Here is a 17,192-nt window from a genome sequence, read left to right as displayed (position 1 = left end):
GGTTAATGCCTATATACGAATTCCGCTGCAGTAAATGCCGGCATAAGTTTCAAAAACTTTGCCGTCTGGGGGAAACCGGCCAAAACCTAATATGCCCTGTCTGCCAGTCCCCCTCTCCCGTCCGGGTAATGTCAGGTTTTACGGTTAACAACCCCGGTGCCCTGTATGGCAGCCGGGGCGATAGCTGCAAAAGCTGTACTTCCAGTAACTGCAGCGCCTGCCGGCATTAAAAGGCGGCCCCGTCCGGACAGGGGCCGCCTTGGCTTAAGGATAAAGGTACCGGTAGACCGGAGCCAAAGGGGATCATAAACCACCGGTAATGTTTGTCGACACTCTGATGCAACCCGTAACTGATACGGGTTGCATTTATATTATTGTTGATAAAGCGGGCTGTTTAAGACAAACTCAAACAGCGGAACTCGGCACTGTCAATCCGGATACGGCTTTGGTTGCCGGTGCGGGGGTTAAAGGTAAAGCGCAACTCGGCCGTTACCGCTGTGGCAGGTACCCGCCCGGTGGTAAAGCTGAATAATTCATAAACTTCATCTTCTATCAAGGCCGGCGAAAAGGGGCCTTGAGGTGCTACCCCAACCACCGTGCCGCTTCGGTTGCGGAAAAACACCTGCACACCGAAACTAAAGTTGCCCATCCGGGAACCTTCCACATCTTCCGCCACCCGGAAGCTAACCCGGTTGTTGCTGCCGCCAACAATGGGGATTACCTGTGCTAAGGTGGCCGGTTCGTCCGGCAGATTGCCCATTTCCACCGCAAACCGGCCGGTAAAAGCAACTTCCGAACGGCGTACATTGGCGGCATTCCAGTTTCGGGGCCGGGTAGCGCTGAGCCAGCTTTCAAAATTTGCATTTTGCAGCAGGTTTGCTCCGGTGCACTCAAAGGGCGGTGTAGGGGTTGGGGTAGGCATTACATCACCTTCCCGGATCCTTAACCTGATTCTTATGGCTGTGTTTTGCAAGCCACGGGCCACATTGAAAGCCTCTAAAACATAATCCCCGGGTCTAACCTGTCTGCCTGCGTCATCTCTTTGATCCCAGACATAACGGTAGATGGCAGTTTGGTTTGGCCTGATTGTAACGACGGCACTTTGCTGAATAAACAAGCGCCCCCGGGAGTAACGCCAAACCTCTGCATTATCCGCTGCCCGGCGCACCACCAGTTCAAATCGTTGCCCAGTATTATAGCGCAGCGTGATGGTCCGGTTGCTGACGTTAACTTTGTTTAAGGTAATTCTTACCTCCTGTCCCGGACGATAAACCTGCTGATCCAGTAACAAAATATAAAGAAGCCCATCCACCAGTCTGGCAGTATAAGGCCTTCCTCCTACCAGCGTACGAATAATGCCGCTGTATTGACGGGTAACCCGGATGGTTTCCTGGTCGGTTTCCGACGGTGTCGGGGCAGGTGTCCCAGCCGGTGTTGCAGTGTCCGGTACGGTTAATTGCTGGCCAACCAAAATCAAGTTAGGGTTAGCCAGATTATTTAAGCGCTGCAGTTCTGCCACGGTAGTGTTGAATCTGGCAGCTATTTGAGCAAGGGTATCCCCTGGTTGAACAATATATACCGCCATTCTTTGTCCCTTCCTTTCAAAAAATCCTTTGTGTCATTTTATGAAGGAAGGAACAGGTAGGTTAACTTTTTATTTATTTGTCTTGCTCCGCATTGCGATATTTTTCTCCTTCAATTACAATAAAAACAACCGGTAGGAAGCAGCGGAGAGGTGAAAAATGTATAAAGAACTGAGCCAATACTATGATTATATTTTTCCGGCGGGAGAAGCACAGTTAAATTTTTTTCGCCAGCTTTTCAGTGATTTGGGGGTTAACCGGGTGCTTGACGTAGCCTGTGGTTCAGGTAATTACGCACTGGCATTTGCCAAATGGGGGATCAGTGTGGTGGGCGTGGATTATGAGCCTGACATGGTCAAACTGGCCCGTGAAAAAGCTCGCAAGGAAGGTCTGACTGTTGATTTTCGCACCGGTGATATGAGGAACCTGGAAGATATCGAGGGCAAGTTTGATGCCGTTATTTGCATCGGTAATTCAATAGTTCACTTGCTTAACGACCACGATATTCTGACGGCCCTGTTGCAGATGAAAGAACGCCTTTATCACGGCGGCACTTTAATTTTACAAACAGTAAACTACGACCGTATACTTAAAGGCAATGTTACACAATTACCGGATATTATCAACAAACAGGCAGGTATTGTTTTTACCCGCCGGTATGATTTCCGGCCGGATGGTTTGCTGGATTTCACAACCACCCTGTTGCAAAACGGCAACAACGGCAACAGCCACAGTTTAGGGAGCGGCCAGGTTCCCCTGCGTCCTTTAACCAGGGAACAGTTGGAAGGCTTTTTGCGTGACGCCGGCTTTGAAGATGTACATGTATATGGCGGGTTTAACCGCAAACCTCATAGCTGGGACAGCCAAGCCACAGTTATCCAAGCCTGCCGCAAAAGATACTGCAATTTATACTGACAGGGGATGGATAGTTGGAAAACATTAAGTATTTATTACGGATACCGTTATTTTATGGTTTGCCGGACAATCAGTTGCTGGAAATCTCCCGCCTGCTGCTGGAACGCAGCTATCAAAAAGGGCGCATTATTTTCATGGAAGGCGAACCGGGGGAAGCTCTCTATATTTTAAAATCAGGCTTAATTAAACTGACCAGGCGGTCAGAAGACGGTCGGGAACATATCTTGCATTTTGTCAACCCCGGCGAGGTCTTTGCCGAGGTGGTATTGTTTGACGGCGGCGATTATCCTGCCACTGCCGAAGTACAAGAAGATTGCGTTGTCGGTATACTGCGCAACCAGGATATTGAGCGATTAATCAGCCAAAACCCCGGTATGGCTGTAGCCATGCTGCGCATCATGTCAAGACGCCTGCGGGCAGCTCAGGAAAAAGTGATGCACCTGGCTCTGCACGATACAGCCCGGCGTCTTGCCTTTACCCTGATCAAAATGGCGGAAGACCATGGCATAACCAAACCCGGCGGTATTTACATTAACTTTAACCTTACCAATCAAGAACTGGCCAATCTCACCGGCAGCACCCGGGAAACCGTCAACCGCATGTTAAGCAGTTTTAAGCGAAGCGGCGCCATTGAGGTGGACCGGCAGCGAATTGTTATTGTGGACAAAAAAAAGCTGGAGGACTTACTAAGATAACCAGGCATCCAACCGGTGGTGCTTCGGTGCATATAGCCCGGAGCCCAGGCTGGCCCGTTTAGGCGACCCCAAGGGCGACCGCAGCGAATCATATTGCTGTCGGTGCGTAGACCGGAGCCAAAGGGGGTCATAAACCACCGATAAGGTTTTGTCGACACTCTGGCATCGTGATCAATTCACGATGTTTTTTATTTTTATACATAAATGTTTTTGTTCGGGAAATAATCCTGAACAGATATTGGAAGGAGGGACCTTATGTCGGATCAAAACAATAAAAACTATGATACCCTGATTCACAACAGCGATCCCACCCACCTGGCTGATACCAATGACCCCGGTGCCCACCAGGATCGCAACAAGACAGACGTACCATATGATTACCGGCAATTTGAACCGTCGCCCCGGGGCGAAGAACTGTACCGCTGGCAGCGGGAACACATTAAAAAAGATGACCAATCAAAAGAAGGTTATCCGCTGAACGTTATTGTTGACCCGGCTATGCGGGAAATGTATCAGGTAGTGCACAATCAAGGTTTAACCAACGTTTTTGACCGTTTCGCCGAGCAACAGCCCCAATGTAATTTTTGTGCACCCGGCCTGTCTTGCCAACTCTGTGCCAACGGCCCCTGCCGGATTAGCAAAAAGTCTCAACGGGGCGTTTGCGGCGTAGATGCCCATGTGATGGTGGCCCGCAACTTTACCTACCGCCACACCACCATCGGTACTGCAGCTAACTGCTACCACGCCTTACAGGCAGCCCGCACCCTGCGTGCCGCCGCAGCACAACCGGACAGCGGTTTGAAAATCCGGGAACCGGAAAAGCTCAAAAAATATGCTGAGTTCCTGGGCATGGATGCCAATAAACCCATTGAGCAGCTGGCAGTTGAATTTGCTGACTTCTTTATTGAAGATATCCACCGGCCCCATTACCAAGCATCCAAATTGGTGGAAGCCTTTGCCCCGGCCCGCCGTAAAGAGCTGTGGCGGAAACTGGGACTGTTTCCCGGCGGCGCCTTTTCCGAGGTGGGTTTTGCCCAGACCAAATGCATGACCAACCTGGGTGCCGACCCGGTGGATTTTCTGCTGACCTGTGTGCGTCTGGGAGTAGCCAATGAATTTCAGGGCTTGTGGGCTCTGGATATCTTACAAGAAATCCTTATCGGTACCCAGGAAATAAGTCACAGAAAGATGAACATGGGGCTGTTGGACCCCGCCAAAGTAAACATTGTTACCAACGGTCACATGCCTTTACTGGCCCATGTCGTCATAGACCTGGCGTCCACCGAAGAATGGCAGCAAAAAGCCCGGGCAGCCGGTGCGGCGGGCATTCAAGTATTGGGGCATGTTTGTGAAGGCCAGCAGCTGATCAATTACTCCGGGTCCCGGCAGATGCCCGCCCTGGCCGGGCAGGAAGGCGAATGGCTGTCAGAAGAATACCTGCTGGCCACCGGTTGTGTGGATTTGTTCATGTTTGATTATAACTGCACTGTTCCTACCCTGCCGTTGTTTGCTGAACGTTTCGGTACCAAATTGCTAAGCGTTGATCCGGTTATCCGCTTCCCTGATACGGAAGCCCTGGATTTTAAGCCGGAACAAATGAGAAAACAGGCGGCGGAATGTCTGGAACGTGCCATTCAATTTTTCCAAAAGAGAAAAACAGAAAACCGCAACGTTTATGTGCCACCGCACGTCAGTGATTGCATGGTGGGCTTTTCCACTGAATCGGTTAAAAAAGCCCTGGGCGGCAGCTGGCAGCCTTTAATTGATCAAATCGCCAGCGGCAACATTCGCGGCATCGCCACACTGGTGGGCTGCACCACTGCCAGGTACGGCCAGGGCGGCAGCAACGCCTTTAAGTTGGCCAAAGCCCTCATTGAAAGGGATGTTTTGGTGTTATCCGGCGGCTGTGTATCAGCAGTATTTGAATATACCGGCCTGTGCCGGCCGGAAGCAGCCCAGGAAGCCGGCAACGGTTTGAGACAGGTATGCCGGGCACTGGGTATTCCGCCGGTGTTGTCCTACGGTGCCTGCGTGGACATAGGCAAGATGACCCACACCGCCATGGAGCTGGCTGATGCCCTGGACGTAGACACCAATGCCCTGCCGTTGGTCATCGGTGCTCCCGAATACCTGGAGCAAAAAGCTGTGGCTGACGCCTGCACGGCGGTAGCCATGGGCTGGCTGGTTCATGTGGCCCCCGTACCCTCGGTAACCGGCAGCGAGGTTGTGGTGAAAACCCTTACCGAAACCACCGAAACCCTGGGGTTAGGTAAAGTGATGATCGAGCTGGATGCCGAAAAAGCAGCTGATATTTATATTGAACATATTGAAAAGAAGAGAGCCGCACTGGGCCTGGCAGCTAACCTTCCCAACCCTTAATCCCCACAGGAAATGACTCCCCTCGCAATAATTAATACTTTTAACCCGTACCACCATTAAAGTGATACGGGTTGTTTTTTGCATATATTACCAATTGCTAAAGTAGGAAAATCGTCATACCATGTCGAATAAATAATAATTTGTCGAAATTAGTCGATAGGCAATTTTAATTTAGCAAAATTTATTATCAGGAGGTAACAAGTGAAGAAATACGGTCTGGTTTTTCAAATTTTATTGGGCTTAATTGCAGGCATCATTATTGGTGCTCTTTTTTATGGCAGCCCCGCCGTAAACACTTACCTTAAACCACTGGGTGACATGTTTATCCGCTTGATAAAGATGATCGTGGTTCCTATTGTTATGTCAACATTGATAGTTGGCGTGGCCGGAGTGGGTGATGTTAAAAAACTGGGAAGACTGGGCGGCAAAACAATACTGTATTTTGAAGTAATTACGACAATTGCAATTATATTTGGTCTGTTGGCGGCAAATCTGGTTCAGCCCGGCTTGGGTGTTGACATGAGCCGGCTGTCTAAAAGCGATATCAGCAAATATGTAGCAACAACCGAAGCAGCCCAAAGCCATAGTCTGGTTGATACCTTGGTTAACATTATACCTGTCAATGTAATAGACGCTATGGCTAAAGGCGACATGCTGGCTATTATATTTTTCTCTGTTATATTTGGATTAGGTTTATCCCACCTGGGCGACAAAGGAAAACCGGTACTGCATTTTTTTCAGGTTGTAGCCGAAACCATGTTCGTAGTAACCAATATGATCATGAGGTTTGCGCCCATCGGCGTATTTGCCTTAATCGGAACCACTGTATCTAAATTTGGTGTCGCTTCTTTGATACCCCTTGGCAAGCTGGCAATCACAGTTTATGTCACCATGTTTTTGTTCCTTGTTATGGTACTCGGCACTGTGTCTGGATATGCCGGGGTAAACATTTTTTCACTGCTGCGTTACCTGAAAGAGGAATTGCTTTTAGCCTATTCAACCGCCAGCAGTGAAACTGTACTGCCTAGAATAATGGAAAAAATGGAACGGTTAGGCTGCCCAAAGGCAATTACTTCATTTGTTATACCGACAGGGTATTCTTTTAACCTGGACGGCAGTACCCTTTACCAGGCCATTGCAGCGCTGTTTATTGCTCAAATGTATGGCATTGAGATGCCTTTGAGCGCTCAAATTACTTTGACTTTGGTGTTGATGGTTACCTCTAAAGGCATTGCCGGTGTCCCCGGAGTCTCCTTTGTGGTGTTATTGGCTACTCTTGGCTCAGTGGGCATCCCGCTCGAAGGACTTGCCTTTATTGCAGGCATTGACAGGGTTCTTGATATGGCCAGAACAGTGGTGAATGTGGTAGGAAACAGTGTGGCGTCCTTGGTAATAACCAAGTGGGAGGGACAATTAAAGCCGGATCTGGCCCGGCAGCAATTAAAATCCGCTGCCTAAAGCATGGTTTGCCAAGGGCAATTTTACAGTGTTGCCAACCTTAACCCTTTGTCAGCATGCAAAAACTGCTATGCATCATAAAGTTCCCAGACTTCCGGCAGGGCAGCCAGAGCAGCCGGCACCCCGCCGCCAGGGATAGCCATGAGCACCGCACCAATTGCCTCATCGCGGTTGGCGCCGGCAGCCCGGGCCAGCTTTAAATGCCCCCGCAACGCATCCGGATTGCGTAAAGCGGTAGCTATTCCAACGGCTATCAGGTTAGCAGTTTTATCATCCAGCGAAGAATTCATCAGCACAGCTTGTCGCAAATCACCTATGGCAGCAGCCACAGCAGGTTTTTCCTCTTGTAACCTTTGCAGAATTTTAGTTAAATCCATTTTCCACCTTCCCTTCCGGCAGGAACGAAAAGAGGTGTTAGCCAAACAACACCTCTTTTCATCAACCCTATGGATTACATACCCCGCTAAGAGCCAGCTTGACTTGAATTTCGCCCAGCCCTTCCAATTTGGCAACCATTTCATTAACCACGGCTACATCGCCGTCTACAACAATAGTAATGACGTATTTGTTCTTTTCCCGGTAGGGCAGTCCTACCCGTCCCACAATAAGATCACCGTACTCCGTTAAAACGGCATTTACTTTAGGAGCCAGCTTTTCACGATCTTCCACCACAATAACTACGCCACCGACACTGTTTTCCATGCAGCAACCCCCCCTGTTATCTTAAAAGTTTACTAATTATTTAGATATTTATAAGCCAAAACCTGTTTGCCAAAACTTACATTTTTATAACATTTAATTTAAATTGCCAAACGCCCGTGACAATCAACCAAATAAAAAGACTCGGCCGGAAGCCGAGTACAAAATAAAAGGCGGGTGTGCAATATGCACATGGCTTATTATATGACAAAAGATGACAGATGTCGAGTATTATTTTATAGACGATCTATTTTAGTCTGTTTAATAAAGTCCCCAGTCTCTCCCCGGGCAACCCTTCTGCCAGCAATAACTCAAGGGTTTGCCGCAGCCACCCCAGGGCCTCTTGTTCATCAGTCAGGCTTGCAACCTCTTCAGCCAGCCTGGGCCGGCGCCCCAGTTTACCGCCCCGCATTACTTTATAACCGGCTTTGCTGACGGTAACCGCACCGGTGGCACAACATGCAGCACATTGACCGCAATTAAGACAGCGGGATGCATCTATTTGCGGTCCCTTTTCTGTCAACAGAATACATTGATCCGGGCAGGTTGCCGTACACAAACCGCAACCGCTGCAACCTTCCGCTGCCGCCGGAACAGCCTGTCCCAGCAAACCGAAGTCCTTAATCTGGGGTTGGCTGCAAGCATTTGGACAACCGGCAACGGCCACTGTAAAAATATCGTGATGCTTAGGTTTAGCCCCCGACAAGCCTAACCGACGGCGACCTGTAAAATCCAGTTCTTGAAAAACTTTGTGGCAGGCCTTGGCTGTTTGTTCTGTATCAACCACCGCATGTTGGCATTTTCTGCATGTTATTATCTTGTATAGCTCTGCGTCATGGTACAATGCCATACCTAATTTCACTCCCCGTTGCCCTCTCAACCGCCTTAAGCGGTTACGCCGGGGGCTGCCATACTACCGGCTGACCGTTGCGGCGGCTGCTAGGAAGATCAATCAACCGTTGATTGGCAGAGCCCCGAAAGGCCAGGCTTAAATCTCTTTTATCTTGTTCAAAGGGACCGTCCACCAGCACATCCACCAATTCCAGTACAGGCAGGTTTTTTATTTCTTCATACCGGTAGCCGGTATACAACCAAATATCCAGCCTGGGAAACTGTTTTTTGATCAGTCTGGCCAGCTCGTAAACCGCTGCCGGCTGCAGCAGCGGGTCGCCGCCCGAAAAGGTAACGCCCTGGGTCAGGGGAGAAATGGTAGGCTTGATTTCCTGCCAGGCTTCCTCCACAGTTACTTCCCTGCCGCCGCCGGCGTCCAACAGCTCTTGGTTATGGCAGCCCGGACAGCGGCGGGGGCATCCCTGCAGGAACACCACCGTGCGCAATCCCGGCCCGTCCACCACACTGTTGGCAACAATACCGCCCAAGCGAAGTTTGCCGCTCAACAAATTCCCCTTCTCCATCTTAACCTCGCCCATCCATTCCGGAGTGTACCACCCGATCCTTTAATTCTGATACCTTGGCGTCATTAAACCGGTCCACCGTACTGAGATAACCGGTGATGCGGCGCACCCGGCGAATTTCCGGGGATGCGCAGCGGGGGCAACTGTCCTGGTTAATGACTCCCGTGATATTGCAGGAAGTGCAGTAGTCCACCGGGAAGTTGATGGCAGCATAACCCATATCACTGGCCCGCATGTGTTTAATTATGGCCTCCACCGCCTGGGGGTTATGCAACGGCGGTGAAGCCATTTCAATATAACTGATGTGCCCGGCATTGCAGAACTTGTGATAGGGGCCTTCCAACGATATTTTTTCAAAAATACCGATGGGATAACCCACTGGCACATGGAAGGAGTTGGTGTAATAATCTTTGTCGGTCACACCGGGTATAATGCCAAATTCTTTGCGATCCAGTTTCGCAAAACGACCTGCTACGCTTTCAGCCGGGGTAGCCAGCAGGGTATAGTTGAGATTGTATTGTTCAGCCGCCTCGTCAACCTTACGACGCAGGTAAGAAACAATTTCCAACCCTAATGCCTGGGCCTCCTCACTGTGCGCATGGTGCCGGCCGGTTAGTGCCACCAGCGCTTCGGCCAAACCGATGAAGCCCGGTGACAGGGTGCCGTGCTTAATTACATCTTCAATCACATCGTCCGGTTTAAGTCCCTGGGAACCCAGATACAACCCCTGCCCCATAACAAAAGGCATGTCCTTTACTTTAAGTTTAGCCTGCACCCGGAAGCGGTGATACAGTTGACGGCAAGCTAAATCCATAACTTCATCCAGCAGGCGGTAAAACTTATCCAGGTTGCGTTCTGCTTTAATGGCCAGCCTGGGTAAATTAATAGTGGTGAAAGACAAATTACCTCTACCGTCGGTAACTGCCGGACCCCGGCGGTTAGCAATCACCCGGGTACGGCATCCCATGTAGCCCACCTGATCCCCATACTCGTTGTTAAAGGAAGAATCCATAAAGCTAAAGGTAGGATTTAACCGTTTAGAAGAAACCCGAATAGCTAACTGAAATAAATCATAGTTGGGATCACCGGGATTCAGGTTAATACCCTCTTTTAGTTTAAAAATGATATTGGGAAAGATGGGGTTTTCCCCCCGGCCTAACCCGGCTTCATAAGCCAACAAAAGGTTGCGGGTTACCTTGCGTGCTGCTTCAGAGGTTTCGGTGCCCAGGTTAAGACTGGAAAAAGGCACCTGGGCACCGGCCCGGCTGTGCATGCTGTTTAGGTTATATATTAAGGCCTCCATAGCTTGGTAAGTTTCATGATCACTGGCGTCTTCCACAAACGGTGCTAAATCGCGGTCAAAAAAGGCAAAAGACTGGCCGCCGTGCATATCGTTTTGGGAGCTTTGCAATATAATCGCAGCCAGGGCAGTGGCCGAGGTCGGCCGCTTGGGTGGGCGGATATAACCGTGGCCTGTATTAAATCCTTCTTTCAATAATCTTCCCAGGGGGATCTGTATGCACGTTAGAGTTTTACCGTAAAACTCCAGGTCATGTATATGTATATCCCCCCTGACATGGGCCTGGGACATTTCTTCCGGGATTAAGCGGGTTAAATAATACTTCTTGCTGGCTGCGCTGGCAATCTGCAGCATTTTGGCTGAGGGCGAGTTGGAAACATTGGCATTTTCCCGGTTGGTTTCTGCCAGAATTTCCTCTACGGCATCCATCAGGTCGCTTTTGGCCTCCCGCAGCCGGGTACGCTGGTGACGGTACAAAATATACGCTTTGGCGGTACGGGCATGCCCTGTCTCAATCAGCACCTTTTCCACCATGTCCTGAACTTCTTCTACACCAAAAATATGACCGTTATATTGTTTTTTCAACAACTTTAAAACTTCCAGGGTGAGTTCCATCGCCGTTTGGCGGTCTTCGCCCCCTACCGCTTTGGCCGCCTTAAAGATGGCATCGGTAATTTTTGTTTCATCAAAGGCCACTTCCCGGCCGTCTCTTTTTCTAATCTTGGTAAACATCCCAAGGTCCCCCTTTATGTCTTACTCTTTAACAATTTTTCAACTTCCTTGAGAAAACTCTTGATATCACCAAACTGCCGGTACACCGAAGCAAACCGGATATACGCCACTTCATCTAATGCCAGCAGCCGGTCCATCACCAGTTCCCCCACCACATGGCTGGGCACCTCCAGTTCCATATGGCTGCGCAGTTCCCGTTCGATGTAATGCACAGTATCTTCTATCTTTTGCAGCGGTACCGGTCTTTTTTCGCAGGCCTTCATTAACCCGGCCAGCAGTTTGGTACGGTCAAAAACCTCCCGCCGCCCGTCCTTTTTCACCACCACCAGCGGCCGTTCATCCACCCGCTCGTAGGTGGTGAATCTTTTACCACACTCACCGCATTCCCTGCGGCGACGTATGCTGTTTCCTTCATCTGCCGGACGGGAGTCTAAAACCCGGCTTTCGGGAAAACTGCAAAAGGGACAACGCACCTGTGTTCACCCCCGATAAATAGGGTTTTGTTTTGCCCAATATATAGTGGGCAGACTAATTATAAAATACCATATATTGTGAGTCAAAGCCCTCCTGGCAGTAATTTTTTCCTTTCTGGCGTTAATGCTTAGCCAATCTCTGCATTAGCTGCCTTTTTTAACAACCCGATAAAAAATAAAATCAGGACCTTCAGTCTGTTCTGTATAATTCAAAAGTCCTGCGACATACTTAGATATAAAAATTTAAACAAAGGACGAGGTTATGTCAAGTACTGTAGTAAAAAATAACATTACCGCCGATATCTTCATTCCGAAACGAGTTTTCATCGAGCCGGCCGCTCTGGATTATGAACTGGGTATTAGGCTACGCGATCACTTCCGGTCTGCAGGCATTCCGGTGACGGTGACCGGTTCCCATAACCGGGTAACCGGTATCCCGGGGCAAACCGCCCAGGAAGCCTTTGTCGAAGCCAAGCGTACACTGGTGGTGGGAGTTCGCAAAGGAAAAGATTTTCAGACCTGCAAACCCTCAGCCCATTACCAGCTGCCTCTGGTGACCGGTTGCCCCGGCAAGTGCGAATACTGTTATTTGCTGACCAACCTGGGCAAGAAGCCCTATCTGCGGGTATATGTCAACATTGAAGAAATATTAGAGCGAGCCGAGTCTTATATAACCCATCGTTTGCCTGAGGAAACTGTTTTTGAAGGCGCTGCCACTTCTGACCCTATCCCGGTAGAAAGGTATACCGGGGCTTTAAAGCAAGCCATTGAGTTTTTTGGGCAAAACCGGTATGCCAGGTTCCGTTTTGTAACTAAATTTACCGATGTGGATTCACTGCTGGATGCCCGGCACAACGGCCGCACCCGTTTTCGGTTTAGCCTTAATGCCCAACCTGTGATAAAAAATTTCGAACACGGTACACCCTCTATGCGGGAACGAATAGCTGCCGCCGGCAAAGTAGCACAGGCAGGTTACCCCCTGGGCTTTTTGATAGCTCCTATTATGATGTACGACGGCTGGCAGCAGGATTACAGCGAATTGTTTGAGGAACTGAACCGGGTCTTGGAGCCGCACTACCGCCATGATTTAACCTTTGAATTTATTACTCATCGTTTTACCCAGCGGGCCAAGCTAAACATCAATCAGCTGTTTCCCCAATCCAGACTGGATATGGACGAAAGCAAGCGCCAATTTAAGTACGGTCAATTTGGCTACGGTAAGTACGTTTATCCTAAGGAGGCACTGGCAGAAATAAGCCAACTGTTCCAGCTTCACTTGGCCAAGCATTTCCCCGGAGCAAAAGTAGAGTATCTGGTATAGAAAATATAGATATATAATATTGTGATTTTTGTAACATAATGTCTTGCAATAATAAGATAAATTTGTTACTTTTGGCACAAATAAAGCTTGCCGGTACGGTCTGTGAGCAAACTGCCCACATCATCGGGGTGCCTTCGCGACAAAAAATAAAAATTCTTTGACATTAGCTGGTTGTGGGGCAAAGCCTTAACAAGGGAAAGGATTTAATTGCTGCGTAAATTGTTAACACCGGTGTCATTTGTGTTTATTTCTCTGCGTAAAGGAGGTTTTAAAATGAGAGATATAAAGGTTTATGCAGGAGAAAATTGCATTGTTATTCATGTGAAAACAAACTATCTTTTCCCTGCCTGTGCCACCATTAGTCGATTGCATGACAACGTTTGGTATTTTAACCGATTGATTGTACCAAAATGCACAAGGCGTCAGGGCTTGGCCGGTGAGTTAATGAAAAAGCTTGTGACGCTGTTAGATGATAATAAAATTATTTTAATTAATGAAGTTCAGGGTACCGGTGATTTAAACAATGACCAACTGGTTATATTTTATAAAAAATATGGTTTCTTTGAAACAGACCGCCCCTACCGGTTAATCCGCCTACCCAGCCGGTAGTAAAGTATTAAAGCACTGATTTTTCCACATATCGGTGGGCAAAAACCGGAGACCGGTTATCAGCCGGTCTCCGGTTAAATATGGCTATTCTGTTAAGGCTTCTGCCAGCAGCTCGGCTGTGTGCTTAACTACCATGTTTTTGCCTCTGGCATCCAGACCGCCGCTGATTTGCATTTTACAACCGGGGCAGTCCAGGGCCAACACGCCGGCACCGGTAGCTTCCGCATTGGCTAATTTCTTTTCCAGTATGGCCAGGGAAATTTCCGGCATCTTAATTGAATAAGAACCGCCAAAACCACAGCATTCATCGCAGCCCTTCATTTCAGTAACGTCAACACCCGCCTTGCTCAGCAGCTGCCGGGGTTCTTGCCAAACCCCCAGGGCCCGTTTCATGTGGCAGGAATCATGGTAGGTTGCCTTGATCCCCAAACCTTTAAATTTAAGTTCCTTGCCATGTTTAGTTACAAACGATGCAAAATCAATAACTTTGGCCGCAATTTTCTCAGCCCGTGCCCGCCAGGCCGGGTCATCTTTAAAGTGCTCCGGGTAATGGTGTTTCAACACCTCAACACAGGTGGGGCACAGCGAAACAATGTAATCCACGTTTTCTTTTTCCAAAGCTTCAATGTTCTGCTTGGCTAATTTTACGGCTACCTCCGGTGCTCCCATCTGGCTGGCAGGGATACCGCAGCAGGTTTGCTCCATGGGGAACACCACTTCCATCCCCATTTTATTAAGCACCTTATAGGCAGCTTCACCCTGTTCAGGGTAGACAAAATCCCCCAGGCAACCGGCATAATAAGCAACCTTGGCCTTTACTTTACCTTTGGGCTTAGCGTGTCCCACCCGGTCCCGCAGCGGTGTTGCAGCAACCGCCGGCAGGCTGCGGCCTTCGGTAAGTCCGGAGAAGAATAAGGGCAGATGGCGAATCATATTGCCTTTAACAAAAGGTTTTTGCGCCAGAGAGGCGGTTCTGATTAAAGAATGGAACAGTTTACGGTTGGTCAATACCTTTTCTAAAATCAGCTTTTGCCCCATGGGCAAGCCGTCTTTCTTAACGGTGCGGCGGCGCAGCTCAACAATCAGACTGGGAATGTCCACCTTGCCGGGGCAGAAAGACTTGCAGCGTTCGCAGCGCAGACAAAGGTTTTGCAGTTCGCCGGCCTTTTCAAAGCTATTTAAGAAGGCAGTTAAAATCGTGCCAATACCACCGGTGTATACATCGCCATAAACGTGACCGCCCACCTGCTGGAACACCGGACAAACATTCAAGCAGGAAGCACAACGGATACATTGCAGAGCTTGTTTAAAAACAGGGTCGTTGCGCATTTCGGTGCGGCCGTTATCCATCAGTACAATGTGCATTTGTTTTTGCTGTATAATGTTGCCATCCATGTCAATGGCCGGGGTTGGGCCGGTCATCATAGTCACATAACTGGTTAGTTTTTGACCGGTAGCACTGCGGGGCAGCGCTTCTAAAATGGGACCCACATCTTCAAATTTGGCCACCAGTTTTTCCATCCCCACCAGTACCACATGCACCGGAGGAACCGTGGTAGTAAGCCGCCCGTTGCCCTCGTTGGTGCACATGACAATTGTACCGGTTTCAGCCACTGCTATGTTGGCGCCGGAAATACCCATTTCTGCCCGCAGAAATTTATTGCGCAAGTTCTCTCTGGCTACCTTTACCAGTTTAGGAATATCGGGTTCTAAATGTTCGTTGACTTCTTTGGAGAATATTTCTGCCACTTCGCCGCGGGTCATGTGAATGGCAGGCATTACCATATGGGAAGGACGCTGGCCGCACAGCTGAATAATCCATTCTCCCAGGTCTGATTCTGCCACATCCTGGATGCCGTTTTCATTAAGAAATTGATTAAGGTGAATTTCCTCTGAAGCCATAGATTTGGACTTAATAATATGATTTACATGGTTCTCTCTGGCAACTTTGAGGATATATTCTTTAGCTTCCTGAGCGGTTTTGGCCCGAAAGACGATGGCGCCGTTTTTTTGCGCATTAGCAGCAAACTGCTCCGCCAGTTTCTCCATATTTTCTGCGGCGTAGCTCTTAGCTACACGAATTTTTTCTCGGATGGCCTCAAAATCTTTACCTTCGTAGGCCTTGGCACGGGCAATGGGGTAAGCTTCCCCGAAACGCCCCAGGGCACCCTTTAAATTGTCGTTATTCAGGGCGGCATTAATCTCTTGTTTCAATTTTGCTGTCCCCATGATGTACCTCCTAGTCTATAAACACAATGATTAATCTGCCCGGACCATGCACACCAATGGTGAGCACCCTTTCAATATCGGCAGTTCGGCTGGGCCCACTCACAAAAGTAAGGTATTTAGGAAGCTCGCCCAGGTTTTTATTGTAAACAGCAATGGCATCTAACAAAGTTGGCAAAAGATTCTTTGTCTGTACCAAAACCAAGTGCACCGGCGGCAGAATAGACACCATACGGCTTTCTATACCGGTGGCATTGCCAACCAGGGTGCCGATTTCAGCAATGGCATAGTCTAATTGCGAAATGCCCAGACCGGCATCCGCCGCGTTTTGGCGCAAGTTCTCATCGGTCATGGTGATACCCAGTTGACCGGCAAGTGCTTTGACGTCCAGTTCGTCAACCAGCGGCCCGGCAGCATAAACCGCTTTGGAAATCTTTAATTCTTTAATCAATTGGCTAACCAACCGGCGAGCATCTGCCATATTGGCTGCTCGATATACTTCGGCAGATAATGCTTCGGCAGCGGTTTTAAATTTTTCGTACAAAGCATCACCTGCAAATTTATCACAGGCCTCTTTGATAGGAACTTTTGCTTGTACGGCACTCATACAATCCACCTCTTAATAAGATTTTTTTGGAACCTTTATAATAAAATTTACATTCCGAACATTTTGAGGGCATGATGGTCTGACCACATTATCCATTCTAATAATTCCTCCAGCAACGCGGAGAAATAAAACTCATCGACAGTTTAATAGTTTGTGTCAGAATATTCTTTACCAAAATCCGGCTTGATAACTTAATATGCCAAAGTATACTGCATTTTCCTTGAAATAAAACAACTATTTTCTGATTTTCAGTATATTAAAATTTTCGACAAAATGCAATAATTATTACTGGATTAGCTTCCCTTAAATAAACAGTCATAATATTAGAATAAGTCTTAACAAAACTTAGTAGCGACCGGTTTCCTCGCCGGGGCTTTGGTATGGCGTTATTTCCACTAATATTGTATCGATACCTATTTTCTTAATTTTATCCCAGGGAACCACCAGTTCGTCTTCCCGCCCAAAAAGACCCAGAAAGCGGCCCTGTCCCGGTAATATAAGGGCGGCAATGCGACCCGCTTCCAAATCAATATCAATATCCTTAATCATTCCTAACCTTCTGCCGTCCACTATATTTACCACCTCTCTTATGCGCAGGTCAGAAATCTTAATCATTTTGCCACCTCCCAATTAATGTATATGCAGCATGCCGGCTTTTCTGCACAAAAAAGGGAGTGTCTGAAAAGTCATTTTATAACATTTAAAAACAGGCATCCCGTCCCACTTTAACAGCGGCGACGGGACGCAACGTGTAGACAAGCGTTCATCGGCGGTTTGTGA

Annotated in this window: 17 protein-coding genes; 7 read left to right on the top strand and 10 right to left on the bottom strand. The window is 48.5% G+C overall.

Features of this window, described 5'->3' with window-relative positions:
- Nucleotides 1-5 precede the first annotated feature (5 nt).
- Nucleotides 6-230 (top strand): FmdB family zinc ribbon protein, encoded by a 225-nt coding sequence (locus tag DESHY_RS09665; protein ID WP_048818049.1) that lies wholly within the window; start codon nucleotides 6-8, stop codon nucleotides 228-230.
- A 164-nt stretch (nucleotides 231-394) separates the two neighbouring features.
- On the opposite strand, the gene DESHY_RS09660 is transcribed toward DESHY_RS09665, so the two are convergent.
- Nucleotides 395-1,585 carry a BsuPI-related putative proteinase inhibitor gene (locus DESHY_RS09660; RefSeq protein WP_008412348.1) on the bottom strand — a complete coding sequence of 397 codons (1,191 nt, stop codon included), beginning with the start codon at nucleotides 1,583-1,585 and terminating at the stop codon, nucleotides 395-397.
- A gap of 157 nt (nucleotides 1,586-1,742) precedes the next feature.
- Between DESHY_RS09660 and DESHY_RS09655 the strand changes: the two genes are divergently transcribed.
- The 4 genes from DESHY_RS09655 (at nucleotide 1,743) to DESHY_RS09640 (ending at nucleotide 7,030) form a co-directional block, all read left to right on the top strand.
- On the top strand, nucleotides 1,743-2,498 hold the full coding sequence (locus DESHY_RS09655) for a class I SAM-dependent methyltransferase (RefSeq protein ID WP_008412347.1): 756 nt from the start codon (nucleotides 1,743-1,745) through the stop codon (nucleotides 2,496-2,498).
- Nucleotides 2,499-2,512: 14 nt separating this feature from the next.
- On the top strand, nucleotides 2,513-3,193 hold the full coding sequence (locus DESHY_RS09650; protein WP_008412345.1) for a Crp/Fnr family transcriptional regulator: 681 nt from the start codon (nucleotides 2,513-2,515) through the stop codon (nucleotides 3,191-3,193).
- A 255-nt stretch (nucleotides 3,194-3,448) separates the two neighbouring features.
- Nucleotides 3,449-5,572, top strand: coding sequence for an anaerobic carbon-monoxide dehydrogenase catalytic subunit (gene cooS / locus DESHY_RS09645; RefSeq protein WP_008412343.1), 2,124 nt, complete (start codon nucleotides 3,449-3,451; stop codon nucleotides 5,570-5,572).
- Nucleotides 5,573-5,773: 201 nt separating this feature from the next.
- Complete coding sequence (locus DESHY_RS09640; RefSeq protein ID WP_008412341.1) at nucleotides 5,774-7,030, top strand: cation:dicarboxylate symporter family transporter; 1,257 nt, start codon at nucleotides 5,774-5,776, stop codon at nucleotides 7,028-7,030.
- A 68-nt stretch (nucleotides 7,031-7,098) separates the two neighbouring features.
- On the opposite strand, the gene DESHY_RS09635 is transcribed toward DESHY_RS09640, so the two are convergent.
- From DESHY_RS09635 to nrdR, 6 genes are all read right to left on the bottom strand, one after another.
- Nucleotides 7,099-7,407 carry a carboxymuconolactone decarboxylase family protein gene (locus DESHY_RS09635; protein ID WP_048818048.1) on the bottom strand — a complete coding sequence of 103 codons (309 nt, stop codon included), beginning with the start codon at nucleotides 7,405-7,407 and terminating at the stop codon, nucleotides 7,099-7,101.
- Between the two features lie 67 nt (nucleotides 7,408-7,474).
- On the bottom strand, nucleotides 7,475-7,732 hold the full coding sequence (locus tag DESHY_RS09630) for a TM1266 family iron-only hydrogenase system putative regulator (RefSeq protein ID WP_008412338.1): 258 nt from the start codon (nucleotides 7,730-7,732) through the stop codon (nucleotides 7,475-7,477).
- A gap of 244 nt (nucleotides 7,733-7,976) precedes the next feature.
- Nucleotides 7,977-8,579, bottom strand: a complete 603-nt coding sequence (locus tag DESHY_RS09625; protein ID WP_048818047.1) for a 4Fe-4S dicluster domain-containing protein — start codon at nucleotides 8,577-8,579, stop codon at nucleotides 7,977-7,979.
- A 43-nt stretch (nucleotides 8,580-8,622) separates the two neighbouring features.
- On the bottom strand, nucleotides 8,623-9,144 hold the full coding sequence (gene nrdG / locus DESHY_RS09620; RefSeq protein WP_008412335.1) for an anaerobic ribonucleoside-triphosphate reductase activating protein: 522 nt from the start codon (nucleotides 9,142-9,144) through the stop codon (nucleotides 8,623-8,625).
- Nucleotide 9,145: 1 nt separating this feature from the next.
- On the bottom strand, nucleotides 9,146-11,176 hold the full coding sequence (nrdD, locus tag DESHY_RS09615; protein WP_008412333.1) for an anaerobic ribonucleoside-triphosphate reductase: 2,031 nt from the start codon (nucleotides 11,174-11,176) through the stop codon (nucleotides 9,146-9,148).
- Between the two features lie 14 nt (nucleotides 11,177-11,190).
- The gene (nrdR, locus tag DESHY_RS09610) at nucleotides 11,191-11,649 is read right to left on the bottom strand and encodes a transcriptional regulator NrdR (protein WP_008412332.1); all 459 of its coding nucleotides are present in this window, start codon (nucleotides 11,647-11,649) and stop codon (nucleotides 11,191-11,193) included.
- Between the two features lie 262 nt (nucleotides 11,650-11,911).
- On the opposite strand from nrdR, the gene splB reads away from it, so the two are divergent.
- A complete protein-coding gene (splB, locus tag DESHY_RS09605; protein WP_008412331.1) occupies nucleotides 11,912-12,970 on the top strand; it encodes a spore photoproduct lyase in 1,059 nt (352 codons plus the stop codon).
- A 273-nt stretch (nucleotides 12,971-13,243) separates the two neighbouring features.
- Nucleotides 13,244-13,579 carry a GNAT family N-acetyltransferase gene (locus tag DESHY_RS09600; RefSeq protein ID WP_008412330.1) on the top strand — a complete coding sequence of 112 codons (336 nt, stop codon included), beginning with the start codon at nucleotides 13,244-13,246 and terminating at the stop codon, nucleotides 13,577-13,579.
- 84 nt (nucleotides 13,580-13,663) lie between these two features.
- Here DESHY_RS09600 and ldhH read toward each other — a convergent pair whose 3' ends face one another.
- From ldhH to DESHY_RS09585, 3 genes are all read right to left on the bottom strand, one after another.
- A complete protein-coding gene (gene ldhH, locus DESHY_RS09595; RefSeq protein ID WP_008412329.1) occupies nucleotides 13,664-15,808 on the bottom strand; it encodes an L-lactate dehydrogenase (quinone) large subunit LdhH in 2,145 nt (714 codons plus the stop codon).
- A 10-nt stretch (nucleotides 15,809-15,818) separates the two neighbouring features.
- Nucleotides 15,819-16,412, bottom strand: a complete 594-nt coding sequence (locus tag DESHY_RS09590) for a LutC/YkgG family protein (protein WP_008412328.1) — start codon at nucleotides 16,410-16,412, stop codon at nucleotides 15,819-15,821.
- Between the two features lie 345 nt (nucleotides 16,413-16,757).
- Nucleotides 16,758-17,027 carry a YlmC/YmxH family sporulation protein gene (locus DESHY_RS09585; RefSeq protein ID WP_008412327.1) on the bottom strand — a complete coding sequence of 90 codons (270 nt, stop codon included), beginning with the start codon at nucleotides 17,025-17,027 and terminating at the stop codon, nucleotides 16,758-16,760.
- Nucleotides 17,028-17,192 lie beyond the last annotated feature (165 nt).

The organism is Desulforamulus hydrothermalis Lam5 = DSM 18033 (assembly GCF_000315365.1).
GTDB classification, from domain to species: Bacteria; Bacillota; Desulfotomaculia; order Desulfotomaculales; family Desulfotomaculaceae; genus Desulfotomaculum; species Desulfotomaculum hydrothermale.
Note: the sequence above shows the minus strand (reverse complement) of the source record. Positions and strands in the feature narration are given on the sequence as shown.